The sequence below is a fragment of the Leclercia sp. GHBNCSD genome, from assembly GCF_055805075.1.
Map to the genome: position 1 here is coordinate 3,758,977 of NZ_JBQVYO010000001.1, position 15,684 is coordinate 3,774,660.

The following is a 15,684-nucleotide window of genomic DNA, read 5'->3' on the forward strand; positions in this document are numbered from 1 at the left end:
TCCGGAGAATATACTCTACGCGCTGAGATAATGTAATATACATATCAATGATGGAACGCAATAATGCAAAAGGGAGCAGGTATGAAATTGAGCTTTCGGCAAGTATGCATGTTTTGGGGGGGTATGGATGTTTTATATCTGGCAACCTATGTCTGGAAGAGTAGTACCCAGGGGCGTATTCCTTTCGTTGATGATATTATCAATTTTAACGCGCTTTATTCAGAACAGGGTGGCAGCTACTGGCTTCTTATTCTCTTTGTTTTGTCAATGATAACAACCCTGTCCATTGTTTTTTCTGCCCTGTTTCTCCTTACCGCATGGAATAAGGTCGGCTACCTGGTAGCTGCGCAGACCCCCTTGCGCCTGCTGGTGGTTGTGCCGTCTCTCACCTTTTTACCCTGGATTATGAAATGGATTACTCCGGGGAACGTCGCGGTGGCGTTATTTTTATTGCTGGTTTCAGAGGCGCTAAAGGTCAGTTCGGTAATCATCTCAGGAAAATTAAATAAGTAATGCTTTAATCACTCAGGGATAGTGTTTTAAAAGGATGAAGGTATGCATAAAAGTATTAAGGATTGTTATTTCGACGGCTGGAAAAAGGCGTTCGTCTATAAGGGGCGAGCGACAAGAAGAGAGTTTTGGTTATTTATCGTCATTAATATAGCGATTGTTCTCTTTATTGCCGCACTGAGTTATTGCTTTCTCATAGCATTGATTGCCGATCGTACCGGCCGCGGGGGAATGATACTGGTGTGGGCCTGGTTTGTCTGGCTTCCGCTCAGGGCGCTTGCCCCGGTAATCTTGCTCGTACCAGTCGTCTCACTGGGTATCCGCCGAATGCACGATGCAGGAAAATCGGGGTGGTGGTTTGGCGGGGCGCTACTCTTCATTCTGCTGATCCTGCCGCTCATTCTGACGGGTATTCATCAGGTTATGCTTATCCCGGTAGATAATCACTCTGCAGAGCAGGTGACGGCGTTCATCACGATTACGCTAAATGTATTAGCGGCTATCTCTATTCTCTGGCTTTGCTGCTTACCAACACAACCCTCTGAACAGACCGTTTAGTGATCGCTTTTTCGCCAGTTATCAGGCTATTCTGATGACTGGCTCGCAAAACTGACCCCTCCTTTTGAAGCAAAAGAAACGCTGTTTTATAAAACAGTGACACGCGTAGTAATTCTCTTTGCATTTTTGCCAGTTGCCGCCTGGCGGTGGCAGAAACAGAAAGGTATCCCGTAAGCGATACTCTTACTGTAACCGTCTAGTCACTCCCGTTGGCGTCGCGTTAACCGGGAGTCATCTAAAACTTACAGGGTCGACGGTAATGAAAACACGTAAAATTGGACTCGCGAACTATCTTGCTTACGGATCGGGTGATTTTCTCGGGGCAGGGACCACAGCGCTGACCGCTGCCTGGCTATTATATTTCTACACCACCTTCTGTGGCCTCACGCCGATTGAGGCTACCTTCATCTTTGCGGCGGCAAGGGTTCTGGATGCCGTCGTCAGTCCGCTGATGGGCTTCCTGACCGATAACTTTGGCACCACCTGGCTTGGCAAACGCTTTGGCCGCCGCAAGTTCTTTATTCTGCTCGGCATCCCCTGCGTCTTCAGCTACTCGCTGATGTGGGTCGGCGATATGGGCTTCTGGTACTACCTGCTGACCTATCTGATCTTCGATATCGTCTACACCATGATCCTGGTTCCATACGAAACGCTGGTGCCGGAGATGACCGACGATTTCAAGCAGAAAACCAAGTTCTCCGGCGCGCGTATCTCTATGGCGCAGATGTCGGCGATTCTGGCCTCGTTCCTGCCGGGTATTCTGTTAACCCACTTTGGTAAAGACAACGCCATCTCCTTCTTCTATGCCAGCCTGGTCTTCTCGGTGCTGTGCGCCCTGATGCTGACCTTCGTCTGGTTCTTCACCTGGGAACGTCCGCGTGAAGAGTGGAGCGAAGCCGCGCTGCGCGCCGAAGAGGAGAAGAAAAAACTGACCCTCGGCCAGAGCCTGAACCGTCTGTTCGTTGAGCTGAGCTCTACCCTGCGGATCAAAATCTTCCGCCAGCACCTGGGGATGTACCTTGGGGGCTACATCGCCCAGGATGTGTTCAACGCCGTCTTTACCTACTACGTGGTCTTTGTGCTGATGCAGGAAGCTTCTATGGCCTCGAATCTGCTGGGCACCATGGCTATCTTCCAGTTCCTGGCCGTTATCGCGATGATCCCGCTCTGCATCCGCTTTGGACCGGCACCGTCGTACCGCATGGTGGTGGTGCTGTTTGGTCTGGCGTCGCTCTCCTATGCCGGTTTGTATTACGCCGGTATGAGCGACATCTACGCGCTGCTGCTGCTGGTCTCTGCCCTGGCGGGTCTGGGTCGCGGTGGGATCAACTATGTGCCGTGGAACACCTACACCTATATCGCTGACGTGGATGAAGTCATCACCGGCCAGCGCCGCGAAGGGATCTTCGCCGGGATCATGACTCTGACCCGTAAAGCGTCCCAGGCGGGAGCCATCATGCTGGTGGGTATCGTCATGCAGATGTCTGGCTTTGTCAGCGGCCAGAAGGTGCAGCCGGAAGGGGTAAGCCACACCATTCTGATGATCCTGAGCGTGGGCACTATCCTGGTGCTGACCTGCGGCTTCCTGGTGTCGCTGCGCTTTAAGCTGAATTTACAGACGCACAGTACGCTGCGTGAAGAGACGGCCAAAATGCGTGAATCTGGCCGCGCGATGCCGGAGGCCGCCACGCCGCAGGCCCGCGCCACGGTTGAGATGCTGGCCGGTATGCCTTACGACTGCCTGTGGGGAAACAACAACATCGGCTATCTGAACCGCAATAAACCCGCTGCACCGTCCCTGAAAGAACGTGCTCCACTGAATTCGACATACAACAGAGGTTAAGATTATGAAGGTTTGGCCTGTCAAACATAGCCCGTTACTGCGTCAGCCAGAGCGTTTTATCGCCAGAGATGAACTGAAAACGCTGATCCAAAACGTGACGCATAACCTGGTGAACATTCACGATAAAACCGGCGAGTTTTTACTGCGGCTGGACGACGGGCGGGTAATCGACACCAAAGGCTGGGCGGGCTGGGAGTGGACTCACGGCGTTGGTCTCTACGGTATCTGGCAGTATTACTGCCAGACCGGGGATGAAGCGATGCGCGATATCATCGACAGCTGGTTTGCCGAGCGTTTTGCCGAAGGGGCCACCACCAAAAACGTCAACACCATGTCGCCGTTTTTGACCCTCGCATATCGCTATGAAGAGACGCGCAACCCGGCCTGGCTGCCGTGGCTGGAGAGCTGGGCGGAGTGGGCGATGAACGAGATGCCGCGCACCGATCACGGCGGTATGCAGCACATCACCCTGGCGGAGGAGAACCACCAGCAGATGTGGGACGACACCCTGATGATGACCGTCCTGCCGCTGGCGAAGATTGGTAAACTGCTCAATAAACCCGACTATGTTGAGGAGGCGGTCTATCAGTTCCTGCTGCACGTGCAGAACCTGATGGATCGGGAGACCGGGCTCTGGTTCCACGGCTGGAACTACGATGGCCACCACAACTTTGCCAACGCCCGCTGGGCGCGCGGCAACAGCTGGCTGACGATCGTTATTCCTGATTTCCTTGAGCTGGTGGATCTGCCAGAAAATAACGCCGTGCGCCGCTATCTGGTGCAGGTGCTGAACGCGCAGATTGCTGCACTGGCGAAGTGTCAGGATGAGAGCGGCCTGTGGCATACGCTGCTCGACGATCCCAACTCCTATCTTGAGGCCTCAGCCACCGCCGGGTTCAGCTACGGGATCCTGAAAGCGGTACGCAAGCGCTATGTGGGAGCCGAATATGCGGAGGTGGCGGAGAGAGCCATTCGCGGGATCGTGAAGAACATCTCCCCGGAAGGGGAACTGCTGCAAACCTCGTTCGGTACCGGCATGGGCAGCGATCTGGCGTTCTATCGTCAGATCCCGTTGACCTCAATGCCGTATGGTCAGGCGATGGCAATCCTCTGTCTGACGGAGTATCTGCGCAAGTATTTTTGACCACTGCACTCCCCGGTGGCGCTACGCTTACCGGGGCTACAAACACAAAACCCGGCTTGCGCCGGGTTTTGTGTTATTGCGATAACCGGTTGAAGCGCCATCAGGCGTTAACCAGGCACCGATGTTACATACGCTCGACGGTTTCGATACCCAGGGTATCCAGACCCAGCTTCAGGGTCTTCGCCGTCAGCTGCGCCAGCTTCAGGCGGCTGTTGCGTACCGCTTCGCTCTCGGCAGAGAGGATAGGGCAGTGCTCGTAGAAGCCGGAGAACAGGCCCGCCAGGTCATACAGGTAGGCACACATCACGTGCGGGGTGCCGTCGCGGGCGACCACGGAGAGCGTCTCTTCGAACTGCAGCAGACGCGCCGCCAGCTGCGCTTCACGATCTTCGGTGATGGTCACCTGCGTCCGGGCCAGTACGCTTTCATCGATGTCAGCCTTACGGAAGACAGACAGCACGCGAGTGTAGGCATACTGCATGTACGGCGCGGTGTTACCTTCGAACGCCAGCATGTTATCCCAGTCGAAAACGTAGTCGGTGGTCCGGTTCTTGGAGAGATCCGCGTATTTCACCGCACCGATGCCGACGGCGTTGGCCAGTTTTTCCAGCTCATCGGCAGGCATATCCGGGTTTTTCTCCCCCACCAGACGGCGGGCACGCTCCAGCGCCTCGTCCAGCAGATCCGCCAGCTTCACGGTGCCGCCCGCACGGGTTTTAAACGGCTTGCCGTCTTTACCCAGCATCATGCCGAACATGTGGTGCTCCAGCGGTACGGAGTCCGGTACATAGCCCGCTTTACGCACGATGGTCCACGCCTGCATCAGGTGCTGGTGCTGACGGGAGTCGATGTAATAGAGGACGCGATCCGCATGCAGGGTTTCGTAGCGGTATTTCGCGCAGGCGATATCGGTGGTGGTGTAGAGGAAGCCGCCATCCTTTTTCTGGATGATGACGCCCATCGGTTCGCCTTCCTTGTTTTTGTACTCATCAAGGAACACCACCGTCGCGCCTTCGCTTTCGACCGCCAGGCCTTTGGCCTTCAGATCGGCCACGATACCGGCCAGCATTGGGTTATAAAGGCTTTCACCCATCACGTCCTTACGGGTCAGGGTGACGTTCAGGCGGTCATAGGTGATCTGGTTCTGGGACATGGTGATGTCCACCAGCTTGCGCCACATCTCAAGGAAGTACGCATCGCCACCCTGCAGTTTCACTACGTAGCTACGGGCGCGCTCGGCAAAGGCTTCATCTTCGTCGTAGTGCTTTTTCGCATCGCGGTAGAAGCCTTCGAGGTCCGCCAGGGCCATTTCACCGGCATTTTCCTGCTGCTGCTTTTCCAGCCAGGCGATCAGCATCCCGAACTGGGTGCCCCAGTCGCCGACGTGGTTCGCGCGGATTACGTTGTGGCCGAGGAACTCCAGGGTGCGTACCGCGGCATCACCGATGATGGTGGAGCGCAGATGGCCGACGTGCATCTCTTTCGCCACGTTCGGGGCAGAGTAATCAACGACGATGGTCTGAGGCTGCGGCTGCGCCACACCCAGACGATCGGACTGCAACGCGGCATCGACGTTCTGCGCCAGGAAGGCAGGATCGAGGAAAATGTTGATAAAGCCCGGTCCGGCGATTTCGGTTTTGCTGGCAATACCGCTGAGATCCAGATGGGACAGAACCTGCTCTGCGAGTTGTCGTGGCGCCATGCCCAGTTTTTTCGCTACGGCCATCACGCCATTAGCCTGATAGTCGCCAAACTGTACTTTCGCGGACTGACGAACCTGCGGTTCACAGTCTGCAGGTGCGCCTGCAGCAATCAGTGCCTGACTGACTTTTTCTGAGAGAAGAGCCTGAATATTCACCGGGATACCTTACATTTTTGACGCGCGCATCACGTTGCCGCGCCCGTTAACGAATTTAGGCCGGGAGTATACTGCAATTGCCCGTTGCCGTCAGCACTGGCTCAAAACAGCGGTTGGTCGCAGGCCAGCAACAGAGTAAATTAACGCTTTTGCATGACGATAAGAGTACTGATGATGGCGAACTGGCAATCTATTGACGACCTGCAGGATATTGCAGCCGATTTACCGCGTTTCACTGACGCCTTTGCGGCGCTTTCCGCTCGCCTGGGTCTGGATATCGCTCCGCTCGCGGCGGACCACATCTCCCTGCGCTGCCATCAGAATGCCACGGCGGAGCGCTGGCGGCGAGGGTTTGAGCAGTGCGGCGAACTGCTCTCGGAGAACATCATCAATGGCCGTCCTATCTGCCTCTTTAAGCTGCATGAACCCGTCTGCGTCGCCCACTGGCGCTTTACGGTGGTTGAGCTGCCGTGGCCGGGTGAAAAACGCTACCCCCACGAAGGCTGGGAGCATATTGAGATCGTCCTCCCCGGCGACCCGGATACCCTGAATGCCCGCGCCCTGGCGCTGCTCTCTGATGAGGGCTTAAGCCAGCCTGGCATTTTTGTGAAAACCAGCTCGCCAAAAGGGGAGCGCGAGCGCCTGCCAAATCCGACCCTGGCGGTTACCGACGGCAGCGTGACGGTGAAGTTTCACCCCAGGACAATCGAAGAGATTGTCGCCAGCGAACAATAAAGCGAAAGAGTTGTGAGGTAACGCCGTGTCGCGGGGAAAGCGGCATGGCATGATGCAAAACCCAACAGGTTATAAGGAGATTTCGTGGCATTGCTGGAGATCTGTTGTTACAGCATGGCGTGCGCCGTGACCGCCCAGGCGCATGGCGCCGATCGTATTGAACTCTGTGCCGCTCCGAAAGAGGGCGGGCTGACTCCCTCTTATGGGGTGCTGAAATCGGTGCGTCAGGCGGTGAGCATTCCGGTTCACCCGATTATTCGACCCCGCGGCGGGGACTTTTGCTACAGCAGCGGCGAATTTAACGCCATGCTGGAGGATATCGCCCTCGTTAAGGCGCTGGGTTTCCCGGGGCTGGTCATCGGCCTGCTGAATGAAGATGGTCATATCGATATGCCGCGCATGCGCCAGATTATGGCTGCTGCGAAGGGAATGGCGGTAACTTTTCATCGCGCCTTCGATATGTGTGTAAATCCGCGGCAAGCCTTTGAAAATCTCGCGGAACTGGGGGTTGCGCGCGTGCTGACTTCGGGTCAACACGCCTCCGCCGAAAAAGGTATTTCATTAATTAAGGAACTAAAAGCCCAATCAGGTGTTCCAATAATAATGGCGGGTGCTGGCGTTCGCGCCGCCAATCTGGAGACGTTTTTACGGGCAGGGGTGGAAGAGTTGCACAGCTCGGCAGGGAAGTGGCTACCGTCACCCATGCGCTATCGCAACACAGGCTTGTCGATGTCGACGGATGCCGACGCGGATGAATATTCCCGCTACGGCGTCGAGGGAGAGTCGGTTGCAGAGATGAAGGCGATAATTGCACGCTATTGTAGCTAAAACAGTTTTTACCGCGCATCATGTCGCCCAATATGATGCTTGTTTGTACCAGGCCCCTGCAATTTCAACAGGGGTCTTTTTTTATGCATTTTCCGGCGACACGGCACCGTTTTTGTAGGCCGGGTAAGGCGCAGCCGCCACCCGGCATAAATTACGGCTTGGTAGCAATCAACACTGCGCGAACCGGAGCCGGATAACCCTCAATCGTTTTGCTGCTGTCATTCGGATCGAGGAACTCGGCCAGAGATTCGGTGGTCATCCACTCGGTGCGGCGCTGTTCGTCGGTAGTGGTAGGGCAGACATCCGCGATGCGGATATCGACAAAACCGCACTTCGCCAGCCAGTTTTTCAGCGCCAGCGCCGACGGAATAAAGTAGACGTTACGCATCTGGGCATAGCGATCCCCTGGCACCAGCACGGTGTTCTCATCCCCTTCTACCACCAGCGTCTCCAGCACCAGCTCACCGCCGTTGACCAGCTGATCTTTCAGCTGCCAGAGGTGTTCCAGCGGGGAGCGGCGATGGTAAAGCACGCCCATCGAGAAGACAGTGTCGAACGCGGCCAGCGCCGGGAGTTGCTCAATCCCCAGCGGCAACAGGTGCGCGCGCTGGTCGTTGCCAAGCAGTTTGCGCACCGCTTCGAACTGGCAGAGGAACAGCTGGGTCGGATCGATGCCTACCGCCAGATGGGCGCCTGCGCCAATCATACGCCACATGTGATAGCCGCTGCCGCAGCCGACATCCAGAATGGTGCGTCCGGTTAAATCAGAGAGGTGCGGCAGCACGCGCTCCCACTTCCAGTCTGAACGCCATTCGGTATCGATCTGCATGCCGTAGAGAGAAAACGGCCCTTTGCGCCACGGCATCAGGTTGCGCATCAGGTTTTCGAGACGCAGCATCTGGCCTTCGCTCAGCGGCTGTTCGCTCTCGGCGGTAACGCTGTGCAGCAGGTCGAGCTTATAGGGCGTCATCTCTGGCAGAAATTCCACCGCATTTTTCCACTGCTTAAACTGGCCGTGCAGGGATTCACGCTGCCAGGCGGCAATCTGCGCGGGCAGGGTTTCCAGCCAGTGGGAGAGGTGGTTTTTGGCAATCAGCTGATAAAAGTTACCGAAATCAATCATGCGTTACCGCCTTTCAGCGCTACCAGGGAGCCAAAGTTGAAGCACTGGAACCACAGCTCGCTGTGCGGGAAACCCGCCTTGTGCAGACGGGCTTTGTGGGTTTCAACCGAATCGGTCAGCATCACATTTTCCAGCATGCTGCGCTTCTGGCTGATCTCCAGCTCGCTGTAGCCGTTGGCACGTTTGAAATCGTGGTGCATGTTGAACAGCAGTTCGCCGACGGTGGCATCTTCGAAACTGAATTTTTCCGACAGCACCAGGGCGCCGCCAGGGTTCAGCCCCTGATAAATTTTGTCCAGCAACAGCTGACGGTCTTCGGGCACCAGGAATTGCAGGGTAAAATTCAGCACCACCATCGAGGCGTTTTTAATCTCGATATGGCGGATATCGCCTTCGACCACTTCTACCGGCGTCGGGGCTTTCCAGGCGTCAATATGGCGCCGGCAGCGTTCAACCATGGCCGGTGAGTTGTCGACGGCGATAATTTTGCAACCGTCGTGCTTAATATTACGACGAACCGACAGCGTGGCTGCGCCCAGCGAACATCCCAGATCGTAGACCTGCGTGTCCGGCTGAACAAAACGTTCCGCCAGCATGCCGATCATGGAGATGATATTAGAGTAGCCGGGGACCGAGCGCTGGATCATATCCGGGAAGACTTCAGCCACCCGTTCATCAAAGGTCCAGTCGCCCAGACTGGCGATAGGCGCAGAAAAAAGCGTGTCGCGATCTGACATAACGTAAAAATCCGGGATAAATAAAGGGGCGTATTGTGCGCTAATGCAGGGAGAAAACCAACTCCCAGGGCATATACCACAGGTTAGCCAGCACCATTAGCACAAGCGAACACCAGGTCGCGCTCATGCCGGAGCGGCGCCAGCGGAACAGACGCTGATGGAGACCATAGTAGTGCATCAGGCGCCCAAGGATCAGCAGCAGGCCGCAGACGTGCACCATCCAGGTCTCTGCGCCATTCATTTCCATAAATAACAGCAAGATCAGTGCCGCCGGGAGATATTCCACCGCATTGCCATGAATGCGGATTGCGGTTTGCAACTCAGAGAAACCTCCGTCGCCATAAGAGACGCGGTACAACATCCGCAGGCGCGCAATATCGAACGAAAACTTGATTAACAGCAACGCACCCAGTACCGCATACAGCGCGCAAACCATACAAACTCCCTGTTTTTTGGCAGATGGCACTTCTATGATAGGGGGTGAGCTCAGAAAAGAGAAGATTGCTGCGGAATTGCGGGGGCGTCGCCGATGGACGGTGCCACGGCCTGCAAGGCGTGCCAGAGAGCATCGACCAGTTGTGGCGCCTGGGCGATATCAGGGGTATGCAAAAAAAGATATGGCGTGGCGGTCTGTTCCCACTTCGCCAGAGTCTGTAACCAGACAGCAAACAGCGCCTGGTTTTGCGGCATGTTGTCGCTACCGATAAAACGCACCATCGGATTGCTGGCGGTCATCACCGCATGTACCGGCACCTTCGGTTTTTTACGCTGGGCGTCGATGATGGCCTCGTTATGCGGCACGGCGGCGTGGACCGGGCGGCTGTCGAGAACGGTGCGATTGACGCCGCGCTCATGCAGACCGCGGTTAAGCGCTTTCTCCGCCTCGCCTTTCATGAAGAATTCAGGATGACGAACCTCAACGCCATAAGTGAACTCCCGGGGCAGGGCATCGAGAAACTGCCATAGCGCGGGCAGATCGCGTGGGCCAAAGGTGGCGGGGAGCTGCACCCAGTACTGGCCAATACGGTTGGCCAGCGGCGCCAGGCGGGTAAAAAATTCTGCGGTTAAATCGTCACAGTTACGCAGCGCAGCCTGATGGGAGATGGTAGCCGGGAATTTAAAGCAGAAGCGAAAGTCGTCGTCGGTCTGCTCCCGCCAGCGCGCCACCACTTCAGGTTTAGGCAGGGCATAGAGCGTGGTGTTACCTTCCACGCAATTAAAGTGGCGGGCGTACTCTTCAAGACCCGTTATGCCCAGCCGCACCCATTTCGGGTGCGACCATTGGGGTAACCCCAGATAGATCATAGTGCGTTGATAATCTCTTCGGTGCTGCGTACCCGGCCAATACGCGGGAAGATATTGGTCATACTGCCGAGATGCTGCTCGGCCGAAGCTGCGCTGCAGGCATCTTCGGCGATCACCAGGTTAAAGCCCAGCTCCCAGGCGTTACGGGCGGTGGATTCGACGCCAATATTGGTGGCGATCCCACACAGAACGATCGTATCGATGCCGCGACGACGCAGCTGTAACTCAAGATCGGTGCCGTAAAACGCGCCCCACTGGCGCTTGGTCACTTCGATATCGCTCTCTTGCTTACCCAGTGACAGCGGGTAGTCCCACCAGTTTTCCGGCAGAGCATGGGCAGGGGCTTGTGCATCTACCGGCTGCTTCAGCGCCTCGGCGAAATCAGCGGACCAGCCCACGCGGACCATCACCACCGGCGAACCGCTGGTGCGGCATTTTTCCGCCAGACGAGCACTGCGGCTGACCACATCCTGAGCGGTATGCGGGCCACCGGCAAAGGGCAGGATCCCTTCCTGTAAATCAATCACCACAAGGGCGGTACGGGCAGCGTCGAGTGTGAACATGGTTTTTCCTGTTAAATAGTGAGCCATGCTAATACCTTACGCTGAGCCAGCCTGTTCCAGGTCTGATATTTTTGTTAAATTTTGTGAGAATATGCAAGATGCGAGCAGCAAACGCGCGCATGGCGCGCTTCTCTCTTATCGTCTGGCGGAATTTCCAGTATAATAGCCGCCTTTTTTCATCCAGTTTGACATACAAAAAGCTGCGACATAGTAGCCTGCGGCTAAGTTAAGGGATATCTCATGCGTACAGAATATTGCGGGCAGCTGCGTCAGTCCCACGTCGGACAGCAGGTGACCTTGTGTGGTTGGGTCAACCGTCGTCGTGATCTTGGCAGCCTTATCTTTATCGATATGCGCGACCGTGAAGGCATCGTGCAGGTGTTTTTCGATCCAGACCGCGCCGATGCGTTAAAGCTGGCAGCTGAACTGCGTAACGAGTTCTGCATCCAGGTGACCGGTACCGTGCGTGCGCGTGACGAGAAAAACATCAACAGCGACATGGCGACCGGCGAAATCGAAGTGCTGGCGACCGATCTGACCATCATCAACCGTTCAGAATCGCTGCCGCTGGACTCCAACCACATCAATACCGAAGAAGCGCGTCTGAAATTCCGCTACCTCGATCTGCGTCGCCCGGAAATGGCCCAGCGCCTGAAAACCCGTGCAAAAATCACCAGCCTGGTGCGCCGCTTTATGGACGATCACGGTTTCCTCGATATCGAAACCCCGATGCTGACCAAAGCGACCCCGGAAGGCGCGCGCGACTACCTCGTGCCATCCCGCGTTCATAAAGGCAAATTCTACGCGCTGCCGCAGTCTCCTCAGCTGTTCAAACAGCTGCTGATGATGTCCGGTTTCGATCGCTACTATCAGATCGTCAAATGCTTCCGTGACGAAGATCTGCGTGCTGACCGTCAGCCAGAATTTACCCAGATAGACGTCGAGACCTCCTTCATGACCGCCGGGCAGGTGCGTGAAGTGATGGAAGCGCTGGTGCGCAGCCTGTGGCTGGACGTGAAGGGTGTGGATCTGGGCGACTTCCCGATCATGACCTTCGCCGAAGCCGAGCGCCGCTACGGTTCCGACAAGCCAGACCTGCGTAACCCGATGGAGCTGGTGGACGTTGCCGACCTGCTGAAAGGCGTTGAGTTTGCGGTCTTCTCTGGCCCGGCTAACGATCCGAAAGGCCGCGTGGCTGCCCTGCGCGTACCGGGCGGTGCGAGCCTGAGCCGTAAGCAGATTGACGACTACGGTAACTTCATCAAGATTTATGGCGCGAAAGGCCTGGCTTACATCAAAGTCACCGAGCGCGCGAAAGGCATCGAAGGCATCACCAGCCCGGTGGCGAAATTCCTGAATGCTGAGATCGTCGAATCCATCCTGGCGCGCACCGAAGCCCAGGACGGCGACATGATCTTCTTCGGCGCAGACAACAAGAAAGTGGTTGCCGACGCGCTGGGCGCACTGCGTCTGAAGCTGGGTAAAGATCTGAACCTGACCGACGAAGCCAAATGGGCGCCGCTGTGGGTTATCGACTTCCCAATGTTTGAAGACGACGGCGAAGGCGGCCTGACCGCTATGCACCACCCGTTCACCTCGCCGAAAGATATGAGCGCGGCAGAGCTGAAAGCGGCGCCGGAAGAGGCCGTGGCGAACGCCTACGATATGGTCATCAACGGCTACGAAGTGGGTGGCGGTTCCGTGCGTATTCACAGCGGTGAAATGCAGCAGACCGTGTTTGGTATTCTGGGCATTAACGAACAAGAGCAGCGCGAGAAGTTTGGCTTCCTGCTGGACGCCCTGAAGTACGGTACTCCACCGCACGCGGGCCTGGCGTTTGGTCTGGATCGTCTGACCATGCTGCTGACCGGTACCGACAACATTCGTGATGTTATCGCCTTCCCGAAAACCACCGCCGCGGCCTGTCTGATGACCGAAGCGCCAAGCTTTGCTAACCCTGCCTCCTTAAGCGAGCTGGGTATCGAAGTGGTGAAAAAGGAAGAGAAAAACTGATATGGCATATAAGCTTCCCGTTTCCGTGTTAGTGATCATTTATGCAGAAGACACGAAGCGGGTGCTGATGTTGCAGCGACGCGACGATCCCGCCTTCTGGCAGTCGGTAACCGGCAGCCTGGAGGAGGGAGAAACCGCGTTGCAGGCCGCCGCGCGCGAAGTAAAGGAAGAGGTCACCATTGACGTTGCTCGCGAGCAACTGACCCTGAAGGACTGTCAGCGCACGGTGGAGTTTGAAATTTTTAGTCATTTACGTCATCGCTATGCGCCGGGGACTGAACGCAATACAGAATCCTGGTTCTGCCTTGCGCTTCCCCACGAACGGGAGATCGTGTTCACCGAACATTTGACCTACCGCTGGGTTAATGCGACCGAAGCCGCGGCGTTAACCAAGTCGTGGAGCAACCGGCAGGCGATTGAAGAATTTGTAATTAACGCCGCCTGAAAGGGCGCGCTCTTTGAGGATATTTTTATGGCAGGTCATAGTAAGTGGGCCAACACCAAACACCGCAAAGCGGCACAGGATGCCAAACGCGGTAAGATCTTTACCAAAATCATTCGTGAGCTGGTTACCGCAGCCCGTCTGGGTGGCGGCGATGCCGGTTCCAACCCGCGTCTGCGCGCAGCGATCGATAAAGCGCTGAGCAACAACATGACCCGTGACACCCTGAACCGTGCTATCGCCCGTGGCGTAGGCGGCGATGAAGACGCGAACATGGAAACCATCATTTATGAAGGTTACGGTCCTGGCGGTACGGCGGTCATGGTTGAGTGTCTGTCCGACAACCGTAACCGTACCGTGGCGGAAGTGCGTCATGCCTTCAGCAAAACCGGTGGCAACCTGGGTACCGACGGTTCCGTTGCCTACCTGTTCAGCAAAAAAGGCGTCATCTCCTTCGAGAAAGGCGACGAAGATGTGATCATGGAAGCGGCGCTGGAAGCGGGTGCTGAAGATGTGGTGACCTATGACGACGGCGCGATTGACGTCTATACCGCATGGGAAGAGATGGGCGCGGTGCGTGATGCACTGGAAGCCGCTGGCCTGAAAGCCGACGCGGCTGAAGTCTCCATGATCCCGTCCACCAAAGCGGATATGGATGCGGAAACCGCACCAAAACTGCTGCGTCTGATCGATATGCTCGAAGACTGCGACGATGTGCAGGAAGTCTACCACAACGGTGAAATCTCCGACGAGGTTGCGGCTACGCTGTAATGGCCCAACGTAAACCATTAACCGGAGCGGCGTGATGGCAATTATTCTCGGTATTGACCCGGGCTCACGCATCACCGGTTATGGCGTTATCCGTCAGGTCGGGCGACAGTTGACCTACCTGGGCAGTGGTTGTATCCGTACCAAAGTGGACGATCTGCCGTCGCGCCTGAAGCTGATCTATGCGGGCGTGACGGAGATCATCACCCAGTTCCAGCCGGACTATTTTGCCATTGAACAGGTATTTATGGCGAAAAACGCCGACTCGGCGCTGAAGCTTGGCCAGGCGCGCGGCGTGGCGATTGTCGCGGCGGTGAATCAGGATCTGCCGGTGTTTGAATACGCCGCACGGCAGGTTAAGCAGACCGTGGTGGGAATTGGCAGTGCGGAAAAAAGCCAGGTGCAGCACATGGTGCGTACCCTGCTTAAACTGCCCGCCAATCCGCAGGCGGATGCTGCCGATGCCCTGGCGATCGCCATTACCCATTGCCACATCAGCCAGAATGCGGTGCAGATGAGCGAATCGCGGCTCAATCTGGCGCGCGGTCGATTGCGCTAAATGTAAAAATCAGGCTGGATGTTTATCCAGCCTTTTTTTATTATGGCAGCGGTAACTTTTAGCCCTTAACGCAGGAGCGTCACGTGATAGGCAGACTCAGAGGCATCATTCTAGAAAAACAACCCCCGATAGTGCTGCTTGAGACCGGAGGCGTGGGCTATGAAGTCCATATGCCGATGACCTGTTTCTATGAATTGCCGGACGCGGGCAAGGAAGCGATCGTCTTTACCCACTTTGTAGTGCGTGAAGATGCCCAGCTGCTGTATGGCTTTAACAACAAGCAGGAGCGCACCCTGTTTAAAGAGCTGATTAAAACCAACGGCGTAGGGCCAAAACTGGCGCTGGCCATCCTCTCCGGGATGTCGGCTCCGCAGTTTGTTAACGCCGTAGAGCGTGAAGATCCCGCTGCTCTGGTTAAGCTCCCTGGCATCGGTAAGAAAACGGCCGAGCGCCTGATTGTCGAGATGAAAGATCGCTTTAAAGGTCTGCATGGCGATCTGTTTACCCCTGCCGCCGACCTGGTGCTGACCTCACCGGCTGGCCCGGCAACAGACGATGCGGAACAGGAAGCGGTTGCCGCGCTGGTGGCGCTGGGCTATAAACCTCAGGAAGCGAGCCGGATGATTAGCAAAGTGGCTAAACCGGACGCCACCAGTGAAACCCTGATTCGTGAAGCGCTGCGCGCCGCATTGTGAGGT

Annotated in this window: 17 protein-coding genes; 11 read left to right on the forward strand and 6 right to left on the reverse strand. The window is 56.2% G+C overall.

Features of this window, described 5'->3' with window-relative positions:
- The first annotated feature begins 63 nt into the window (after nt 1-63).
- From ACT3IC_RS17950 to bglB, 4 genes are all read left to right on the forward strand, one after another.
- On the forward strand, nt 64-513 hold the full coding sequence (locus ACT3IC_RS17950; RefSeq protein ID WP_159339522.1) for a hypothetical protein: 450 nt from the start codon (nt 64-66) through the stop codon (nt 511-513).
- 42 nt (nt 514-555) lie between these two features.
- On the forward strand, nt 556-1,068 hold the full coding sequence (locus ACT3IC_RS17955) for a DUF805 domain-containing protein (protein WP_180210368.1): 513 nt from the start codon (nt 556-558) through the stop codon (nt 1,066-1,068).
- A 259-nt stretch (nt 1,069-1,327) separates the two neighbouring features.
- On the forward strand, nt 1,328-2,911 hold the full coding sequence (locus ACT3IC_RS17960; RefSeq protein WP_159339520.1) for an MFS transporter: 1,584 nt from the start codon (nt 1,328-1,330) through the stop codon (nt 2,909-2,911).
- A 4-nt stretch (nt 2,912-2,915) separates the two neighbouring features.
- Nucleotides 2,916-4,055, forward strand: a complete 1,140-nt coding sequence (bglB, locus tag ACT3IC_RS17965) for a beta-galactosidase BglB (RefSeq protein ID WP_156654802.1) — start codon at nt 2,916-2,918, stop codon at nt 4,053-4,055.
- Nucleotides 4,056-4,179: 124 nt separating this feature from the next.
- Here bglB and argS read toward each other — a convergent pair whose 3' ends face one another.
- Entirely contained in the window at nt 4,180-5,913 is a 1,734-nt protein-coding gene (gene argS, locus ACT3IC_RS17970; RefSeq protein ID WP_473478465.1) for an arginine--tRNA ligase, read from the reverse strand.
- A gap of 174 nt (nt 5,914-6,087) precedes the next feature.
- Between argS and ACT3IC_RS17975 the strand changes: the two genes are divergently transcribed.
- Both ACT3IC_RS17975 and cutC read left to right on the forward strand, forming a co-directional pair.
- Entirely contained in the window at nt 6,088-6,648 is a 561-nt protein-coding gene (locus ACT3IC_RS17975) for a VOC family protein (RefSeq protein ID WP_473478938.1), read from the forward strand.
- Nucleotides 6,649-6,732: 84 nt separating this feature from the next.
- Entirely contained in the window at nt 6,733-7,476 is a 744-nt protein-coding gene (cutC, locus tag ACT3IC_RS17980; protein WP_473478468.1) for a copper homeostasis protein CutC, read from the forward strand.
- A gap of 151 nt (nt 7,477-7,627) precedes the next feature.
- Here the strand turns inward: cutC and cmoB are convergent, their stop codons facing one another.
- Genes cmoB through ACT3IC_RS18005 form a run of 5 tightly spaced genes read right to left on the reverse strand, consistent with a single transcriptional unit; the run spans nt 7,628 to nt 11,204 of the window.
- Complete coding sequence (gene cmoB, locus ACT3IC_RS17985; protein WP_103822389.1) at nt 7,628-8,599, reverse strand: tRNA 5-methoxyuridine(34)/uridine 5-oxyacetic acid(34) synthase CmoB; 972 nt, start codon at nt 8,597-8,599, stop codon at nt 7,628-7,630.
- On the reverse strand, nt 8,596-9,336 hold the full coding sequence (cmoA, locus tag ACT3IC_RS17990; RefSeq protein WP_103180071.1) for a carboxy-S-adenosyl-L-methionine synthase CmoA: 741 nt from the start codon (nt 9,334-9,336) through the stop codon (nt 8,596-8,598). The genes cmoB and cmoA overlap by 4 nt, the downstream gene beginning before the upstream one ends.
- A 40-nt stretch (nt 9,337-9,376) precedes the next feature.
- A complete protein-coding gene (locus ACT3IC_RS17995; RefSeq protein ID WP_103180070.1) occupies nt 9,377-9,772 on the reverse strand; it encodes an MAPEG family protein in 396 nt (131 codons plus the stop codon).
- Nucleotides 9,773-9,822: 50 nt separating this feature from the next.
- Nucleotides 9,823-10,641 (reverse strand): DUF72 domain-containing protein, encoded by an 819-nt coding sequence (locus ACT3IC_RS18000; protein ID WP_103180069.1) that lies wholly within the window; start codon nt 10,639-10,641, stop codon nt 9,823-9,825.
- The gene (locus ACT3IC_RS18005) at nt 10,638-11,204 is read right to left on the reverse strand and encodes a hydrolase (protein ID WP_103180068.1); all 567 of its coding nucleotides are present in this window, start codon (nt 11,202-11,204) and stop codon (nt 10,638-10,640) included. Before ACT3IC_RS18005 ends, ACT3IC_RS18000 begins: the two co-directional genes overlap by 4 nt.
- Before the next feature lie 240 nt (nt 11,205-11,444).
- Here ACT3IC_RS18005 and aspS point away from each other — a divergent pair, with 240 nt between their 5' ends.
- The 5 genes from aspS to ruvA all read left to right on the forward strand — a co-directional run bounded on the left by aspS (nt 11,445) and on the right by ruvA (nt 15,681).
- Nucleotides 11,445-13,217 carry an aspartate--tRNA ligase gene (aspS, locus tag ACT3IC_RS18010; protein WP_156654756.1) on the forward strand — a complete coding sequence of 591 codons (1,773 nt, stop codon included), beginning with the start codon at nt 11,445-11,447 and terminating at the stop codon, nt 13,215-13,217.
- Between the two features lies 1 nt (nt 13,218).
- Nucleotides 13,219-13,662 (forward strand): dihydroneopterin triphosphate diphosphatase, encoded by a 444-nt coding sequence (nudB, locus tag ACT3IC_RS18015; RefSeq protein WP_103180066.1) that lies wholly within the window; start codon nt 13,219-13,221, stop codon nt 13,660-13,662.
- Nucleotides 13,663-13,689: 27 nt separating this feature from the next.
- A complete protein-coding gene (locus ACT3IC_RS18020; RefSeq protein ID WP_103180065.1) occupies nt 13,690-14,430 on the forward strand; it encodes a YebC/PmpR family DNA-binding transcriptional regulator in 741 nt (246 codons plus the stop codon).
- 34 nt (nt 14,431-14,464) lie between these two features.
- Nucleotides 14,465-14,986 carry a crossover junction endodeoxyribonuclease RuvC gene (gene ruvC / locus ACT3IC_RS18025; protein ID WP_103180064.1) on the forward strand — a complete coding sequence of 174 codons (522 nt, stop codon included), beginning with the start codon at nt 14,465-14,467 and terminating at the stop codon, nt 14,984-14,986.
- Nucleotides 14,987-15,069: 83 nt separating this feature from the next.
- On the forward strand, nt 15,070-15,681 hold the full coding sequence (ruvA, locus tag ACT3IC_RS18030) for a Holliday junction branch migration protein RuvA (RefSeq protein WP_103180063.1): 612 nt from the start codon (nt 15,070-15,072) through the stop codon (nt 15,679-15,681).
- Nucleotides 15,682-15,684 lie beyond the last annotated feature (3 nt).

Coding starts and splice junctions, on each gene's coding strand:
- cmoA (WP_103180071.1), bottom strand. CDS start 9,336: ATGTCAGATCGCGACACGCTTTTTTCTGCGCCTATCGCCAGTCTGGGC.
- bglB (WP_156654802.1), top strand. CDS start 2,916: ATGAAGGTTTGGCCTGTCAAACATAGCCCGTTACTGCGTCAGCCAGAG.
- ACT3IC_RS17950 (WP_159339522.1), top strand. CDS start 64: ATGCAAAAGGGAGCAGGTATGAAATTGAGCTTTCGGCAAGTATGCATG.
- ACT3IC_RS17955 (WP_180210368.1), top strand. CDS start 556: ATGCATAAAAGTATTAAGGATTGTTATTTCGACGGCTGGAAAAAGGCG.
- cmoB (WP_103822389.1), bottom strand. CDS start 8,599: ATGATTGATTTCGGTAACTTTTATCAGCTGATTGCCAAAAACCACCTC.
- ACT3IC_RS18000 (WP_103180069.1), bottom strand. CDS start 10,641: ATGATCTATCTGGGGTTACCCCAATGGTCGCACCCGAAATGGGTGCGG.
- ACT3IC_RS17960 (WP_159339520.1), top strand. CDS start 1,328: ATGAAAACACGTAAAATTGGACTCGCGAACTATCTTGCTTACGGATCG.
- ACT3IC_RS17995 (WP_103180070.1), bottom strand. CDS start 9,772: ATGGTTTGCGCGCTGTATGCGGTACTGGGTGCGTTGCTGTTAATCAAG.
- aspS (WP_156654756.1), top strand. CDS start 11,445: ATGCGTACAGAATATTGCGGGCAGCTGCGTCAGTCCCACGTCGGACAG.
- ACT3IC_RS18005 (WP_103180068.1), bottom strand. CDS start 11,204: ATGTTCACACTCGACGCTGCCCGTACCGCCCTTGTGGTGATTGATTTA.
- ruvC (WP_103180064.1), top strand. CDS start 14,465: ATGGCAATTATTCTCGGTATTGACCCGGGCTCACGCATCACCGGTTAT.
- ACT3IC_RS17975 (WP_473478938.1), top strand. CDS start 6,088: ATGGCGAACTGGCAATCTATTGACGACCTGCAGGATATTGCAGCCGAT.
- nudB (WP_103180066.1), top strand. CDS start 13,219: ATGGCATATAAGCTTCCCGTTTCCGTGTTAGTGATCATTTATGCAGAA.
- ACT3IC_RS18020 (WP_103180065.1), top strand. CDS start 13,690: ATGGCAGGTCATAGTAAGTGGGCCAACACCAAACACCGCAAAGCGGCA.